Source organism: Oleiphilus sp. HI0125, from assembly GCF_001635355.1.
In genome coordinates this window covers 1-585 of record NZ_LWGF01000410.1, presented here as the reverse complement: position 1 = coordinate 585, position 585 = coordinate 1, and the positions used below count along the sequence as shown (strand labels likewise).

The 585-nt window shown below is 43.6% G+C and carries 1 protein-coding gene and 1 pseudogene; both read right to left on the bottom strand.

The window, feature by feature from the left end; genetic code table 11:
- The coding region (locus A3762_RS25670) for a biotin/lipoyl-containing protein (protein WP_304439268.1) at nucleotides 1–143 on the bottom strand (143 nt) is incomplete at its 3' end.
- Nucleotides 144–159: 16 nt separating this feature from the next.
- A pseudogene (locus A3762_RS05475) lies at nucleotides 160–585 on the bottom strand (2-oxoglutarate dehydrogenase E1 component); the annotation flags it as partial.

Sequence of the window (585 nt, the reverse complement as noted above, 5' to 3'; positions counted from 1 at the left end):
ACTTCTAGTACTACTTTATCTGTTTCAATATCGACGATTAACTCGTCTCGAGAAACTTGTTCTCCAGGCTGCTTGTGCCACGTAGCGATGGTGCCATCTGCTACAGATTCTGGGAAGGTTGGCGCTTTGATTTCTATAGACATTTCCAATCCTTAAAATTTATTCGTTATCGAAAGCTTGTTTAACAAGGGCTGCCTGTTCCTCGACATGAACAGAGGTATAACCTGCTGCTGGTGAGGCTGAACCTTCACGCCCGGCATAACGCAAATAGACTTTTTCAGTGACTTCTTTTAGAGCTCCGCGCATTCGATGCTGAGTTGGATACCAAGCACCTTGGTTTTGTGGTTCTTCCTGGCACCAAACGACATCTTTTAGCTTCGGATATTCGTTGAATACGGAAACTAAGTCGTCGTGAGGGAATGGATAGAGCTGCTCAATACGAACAATCGCTGTATCTGTGATCTCATTATTACGACGATAATCAAGTAAGTCGTAATAAACTTTACCGCTACACAAAATAACCGACGTCACTTTCCTAGGGTTAAGGTCTTCAACTTCTCCGATGACCGTCTGGAATGTTCCATT